Origin of the sequence: Lysinibacillus telephonicus, from assembly GCF_003966145.1 — a bacterium.
GTDB classification, from domain to species: domain Bacteria; phylum Bacillota; class Bacilli; order Bacillales_A; family Planococcaceae; genus Ureibacillus; species Ureibacillus telephonicus.
Window position 1 is genome coordinate 1 of the sequence record NZ_RXNR01000120.1, and the last position, 5,182, is coordinate 5,182.

Below are 5,182 nucleotides of genomic sequence, written 5' to 3' on the forward strand. Positions count from 1 at the left end.
AGCTTCCTTCAGATTCCGCGTCGCCACGGACACCCTTGCTCTTAGCTAACCTCTACTTCTGTCTTCGGGGTTCGGGACTTGCACCCTATAGTTCATACGCATGCCGGGCGCACACTAAAAAACATCTTGAAGCGTACTCAATACGCCTCAAGATGTTTTTTAAATTGTTACAACAAAGCCAGCACGTTTTCCAATAATCTCAGCATAATCCTCAACCATTACACTTGCCGTTGGATACATCCCTGCACCCGGACCAATTAGAGTTAATGTACCGATATAATTTGTTTCCATTGTAACTGCGTTAAAAACATCATCAATCGGATATAACGGATGCTCTTTATCTACAAGCATTGGACCAACTTTTGCATAAATCGTTCCATCTGCACGTCTTTCAACTTCTGCTACATGACGGTAGCGTAATCCTTGTGCTGTTGCTTCCTGTACCTGTTCTGACGTAATGTTATCAATTCCAATTACTTCAACATCTGACCAGTTCGGCTGCTCACCAAATGCTAAAGCAGATAAAATCATTAACTTTTTAAAAGCATCTTGCCCCGAAACATCATTATAAGGATCCGCTTCAGCATACCCTAAGCTTTGCGCCTCTCCTAGGGCTTCATCAAATGACCATCCTTCTGCGCGCATCTTCGTTAAAATATAGTTGGATGTTCCATTTAAAATCCCTTGAATTTTCGATACATCGTTTACTAATAAAATATTTTTCATTGTCTTAATTACAGGTACTCCGCCTGCAGTAGTTGCTTCAAAGCCGACAAATACACCATTTTTTTTTGCCAACTCTTGTAATTCAAGACCCCTTTTTGCAAACATCACCTTATTTGCAGTAACAACGTGGCACTTATTTTCAACAGAACGTTTTAAATATGTAAATGCAGGTTCCTCATTTACAATTGCTTCAAATACAACTTGAAGTCCTTTTACTGAAAGAACGTCATCGATGCTATCTGTTAATAAGTGAGCTGTTCCGGGTACTCGTTCTATAGACGTATCTCGAACTAGAATTTTAGCAACTTCTAATTCTAACCCTAATTTTTCACGCAGCTCTTCCCTTTTCTCGTTTATTATATGGTAAATTCCTTGACCAACAGTGCCAAAACCTAAGATGGCCGCCTTTATTGTTGCCATTCTTTACTCGCCTCCATCTTTACTGAACATTCTTCATCTATTTCACTTTGGCGGTTTTTTATTATTTTCCCAACCCATGTTAAAAGTCCTCTTTAACATGGATTCGCCAGAAAATTATCTGCAATTAGCTAAAATCTTTTATTAATTGAAGATAATAACAAATAATTCGAAAAATTTTACATAAGAGAATTTTATCTTATATTTTGAAGGAACTCAAGAAGATTCTTCTCAAGAAAGACAATTGTTTTTTTAAGAAGGGCAAGAGGGTTTTATAATACTTTTTAAAACAGTATTAATTTATTAAAAAATGTCTCTATTTGTAAGAGACACTTAAAACCCTCTAGATATTTTAATCATTTTATTTTTCTACAATTTCAAATTCCTCTAACATATAGTAGAACCTTGCACCATGCCCTTCAGCTGCTTCGAGGAAATATTTTAAATCGAAAACAAAGCTTCCATTTTTCCCATTTGAAATAATATACACTTTATTCACTGGACTATCCCATTCATTTCCATCAATTGCAGACACTAATAATCCATTAACTGGTTCTGTTACTGTCTCTATTTCTTTAACTGTTTGAAATGTATTATTTAGTTTTTCTGTATATTGAGCAGCTAATTGTCCAGGTGTTTTGTCGACTACTTGCAAAATCGACATTGAAACTTCTGGGTATCTTTCCTCTAAAGGAATCTTAGGAACAATTATATCAAAGCCTTTTTCGTTCACAAGTTTATAGCGTTCTTCATCAATGTAAATAATATAATCTGAACGATCCTGTAAAATTACTTCATGTTCTTCTGGCTTCCCTTCAATTTCATTGACTACTTTCTTTTCTGGTTCAAAATATTTCAATACTTGATTGACAATCGCCTGCCCGGTATTTGTACTTAAAATAGAAAAAGCAAATATAATGACAGCAGCTATTACACCAATTCCAATTAATTTATTTTTTATTTTTCTTTTTTTTGCAGTTCTACTCTTCTTTATATTATCCTTCTCTTTTAGATTCAGCTGTGATTCTATCCTATCCCATATTTCCTTTTTTTCACTCAATACATAATTAGTATGATTGTGTAATGCTTCTTTTATTTCACGCTCAAAATTTTCCATCTAACTCCCCTCCTCGTTGCAATGTAGGAAGTGTTTTAATTTTTTTCTGCCATAAAATAATCGAGATTTAATGGTATTTATATTTTCGCCTAAAATTTCAGCAATCTCCTGTTCTTTAAAACCGCTTAGATATTTTAAAATAATAGGAATCCGGTTATTTTCGTCCAGATGTTGAATGGCTTTATATAAATTTTCGTACTCAACAAAATGATTTAACTTATCATTCGTTTGCTCATTTTGTTGCACCGAATGATTAATATCCATCCCAACGCTTAAAACACCTGAATTCTTTTTTAAAATTCGGTTGCACTCATTTAGGAGAATTTTGTAAAACCAGGGCTTAAAGGTTCTATTACAATCGAATAAATGTATATGTTGATAAACACGTATAAAAGTTTCCTGAACTGCATCCTTTGCATAAGATTGCTGAGAATTCATAACAACTTTTGCAGCACGGTAAGCAAAATCGAAGTAGTTATCATATAATTCGTGAAATGCTTGGCTGTCCCCATCTTGTATTCTCCTAACAATCTCTTCATCACTCATTTTTACACACCCTTTCATGGGGGCTTTTATTGCCATTTATATAAAATACCCTCCACTTTACGAAAAAGTTTTCAGTGGCATGAAAAAATTAATGAAATTTGTTTGCTGAATTTATATAAATAAAAAAGCCAGTACATTTTGTACTGACGTTAAAAGATGTTAAATGGGAATAAACTATGATACTTTTTTCAAAATAACTTCGCGATACTTTGCAATAATATTGTTTATCAGCATCTGCTCATCGGCTGTAAAAGCTGGTACACCATAAGGTCGATGGACAAGCTGGAACTTTCCATACTCAAGGTGCCACTCTTTTGCAGGTATTTGCAAATGGCATTCTCCACATTCTTTATAAGCCTCATACACTTCTTTAACTGCGTATTTAGATGTTGTAAGAGATGAAACATTTTCCGAAAACGCACTATGCCCGAAACGGCTTTTCCAATCCATTTCAACTTTAGCTAATAAATGTTGTAATGCTTCCGAGTTGATAAAAACCCTTTGTTCATTTAGTTCATATATAAAATATGCTGCGATATTTTGAGCACTGTAGATGTTTCCCATTTAACATACTCCTTCTTATGTAATGTGTAGCAGTCTGAGGGGTAAGACTGCTACATGTAAGCAACTACAAATCATTCAAAAGCGGGAGATGCTAATGAATTGATGCATGAGAGTTGATAAATAAATTGACCACAAAATTCTATCAATTCCCTCTACACAATAGTATATTCACCAATCTCTTAAAAGTCAATAAAACAAATTAAATTACTAGGTTTTAAAATAAGTTATGATTTGCCTAATGAATGGCTTAAGGAAGGTTGGCAGAACAATTATTACGCGAATGAATGCGGATTAAATTGTTCTCACCAATCCTACAAATTATTTACGCTTGTGTTTGAGCTACACCTTCACTTGATGCAACATTAGATAAAGCTTGATCTAAATCAGCAATGATATCTTCAACAGCTTCTAAACCTATTGATAAGCGAATGAGCTCCTCAGATACACCTGCAATTTTCAACTCTTCACGTGATAGCTGTTGATGAGTAGTTGAGGCTGGATGAATTATTAAAGATTTTGCATCCCCTACGTTAGCCACGTGAGAGAACAATTGAACACTGTCGATAACTTTGCTTCCGGCTTCACGGCCACCTTTAATGCCAAATGTAAGCATAGAGCCGTAGCCATTTTTTAAGTATTTTTTCGCCAATGAATGCGATGGGAAGTTTTCTTTGCCAGGATAGTTTACATATTCCACGAATGGGTGGTTTTCAAGATATTCTGCAACCTTTAATGCATTTTCTCCATGCTTTGTATAACGCAAATGAAGCGTTTCTAGGCCTTGCAAGAAGTTAAATGCACTATCAGCACTTAAAGTTGGACCAAAGTCTCGCAATAATTGAACTCGTAGTTTTGTAGCAAATGCTGCCGCTGCTGTATCGATTCCATAACGCAGCCCATGGTATGATTCATCCGGCTCAGTAAATCCTGGGAAACGGCCTTGTGTCCACTCAAATTTACCGGCATCTACAACAATACCTCCGATTGTTGTACCATGGCCTCCAATCCATTTAGTTGCAGAATGAACAACTACATCTGCTCCAAATTCAATAGGGTTGCATCCGTATGGGGATGGGAAAGTATTATCAATAATTAACGGAAGTCCATGCGCATGAGCAATTTCCGCTATTCTTTCAATATCTAAAATATTTAAGCTTGGATTGCCTACTGTTTCAGCAAAAATAGCTTTTGTTTTATCTGTAATTGCTGCCTGGAAGTTTTCTGGGTTGCTTTCATCTACAAATACCGTTGTAATGCCATAACGAGGTAAAGTATTAGCAAATAAATTATAAGTACCGCCGTACAATGAACCAGCAGAAACGATTTCATCCCCAGTACCAGCCAAATTTAAAATCGAAAATGCAATTGCCGCTGCTCCAGATGAGACAGCAACCGCAGCAGTTCCTCCTTCTAAAAGGGCAACGCGCTGTTCGAATACATCAACTGTTGGATTCATAATTCGAGAGTAAATGTTGCCAGGTTGTTCTAATGCAAATAATTTACGAGCATGTTCCGTATTTTCGAAAGCATAAGCGGTTGTTCGGTAAATAGGTACTGCAATTGCCCCAGTAACCGGATCCGGCTTTTGACCTCCATGAAGTAATTGTGTTTCTGGACGTAATTGTGACATGTTTCTTCCTCCTTTTTTATTTTAGATGGACGATCTTATGAGGAGGAGATTCGGAAAAACAGGTTCTATGTCAAATGTTGGGGTGAAGTGATATTACACGGCACCCCGATTATCCTAAATGAATCCCAATTTTCTTAGATAAATTATTTAATAAAATTTTCGCTTTAAAGTGTTCATAGCTT

General features: G+C 35.8%; 5 protein-coding genes. All 5 read right to left on the reverse strand.

The genetic code is table 11. From position 1 onward, the window contains the following. Window positions 1-159: 159 nt before the first annotated feature. On the reverse strand, window positions 160-1,146 hold the full coding sequence (locus EKG35_RS20200) for a homoserine dehydrogenase (RefSeq protein WP_126296347.1): 987 nt from the start codon (window positions 1,144-1,146) through the stop codon (window positions 160-162). A gap of 358 nt (window positions 1,147-1,504) precedes the next feature. Next, window positions 1,505-2,260 carry a hypothetical protein gene (locus tag EKG35_RS20205; protein WP_126296348.1) on the reverse strand — a complete coding sequence of 252 codons (756 nt, stop codon included), beginning with the start codon at window positions 2,258-2,260 and terminating at the stop codon, window positions 1,505-1,507. After that, entirely contained in the window at window positions 2,261-2,842 is a 582-nt protein-coding gene (locus EKG35_RS20210; protein WP_126296349.1) for an RNA polymerase sigma factor, read from the reverse strand. A gap of 138 nt (window positions 2,843-2,980) precedes the next feature. Next, a complete protein-coding gene (locus EKG35_RS20215) occupies window positions 2,981-3,370 on the reverse strand; it encodes a hypothetical protein (protein WP_126296350.1) in 390 nt (129 codons plus the stop codon). A gap of 322 nt (window positions 3,371-3,692) precedes the next feature. Further along, window positions 3,693-5,000: an O-acetylhomoserine aminocarboxypropyltransferase/cysteine synthase family protein gene (locus tag EKG35_RS20220; RefSeq protein ID WP_126296351.1), complete on the reverse strand. Its 1,308-nt coding sequence runs from the start codon at window positions 4,998-5,000 to the stop codon at window positions 3,693-3,695. Window positions 5,001-5,182 lie beyond the last annotated feature (182 nt).

What these genes read in the sequence shown, in the direction of transcription:
- EKG35_RS20210 (WP_126296349.1), bottom strand. Translation starts at nt 2,842, where the DNA reads ATGGCAATAAAAGCCCCCATGAAAGGGTGTGTAAAAATGAGTGATGAA.
- EKG35_RS20205 (WP_126296348.1), bottom strand. Translation starts at nt 2,260, where the DNA reads ATGGAAAATTTTGAGCGTGAAATAAAAGAAGCATTACACAATCATACT.
- EKG35_RS20220 (WP_126296351.1), bottom strand. Translation starts at nt 5,000, where the DNA reads ATGTCACAATTACGTCCAGAAACACAATTACTTCATGGAGGTCAAAAG.
- EKG35_RS20215 (WP_126296350.1), bottom strand. Translation starts at nt 3,370, where the DNA reads ATGGGAAACATCTACAGTGCTCAAAATATCGCAGCATATTTTATATAT.
- EKG35_RS20200 (WP_126296347.1), bottom strand. Translation starts at nt 1,146, where the DNA reads ATGGCAACAATAAAGGCGGCCATCTTAGGTTTTGGCACTGTTGGTCAA.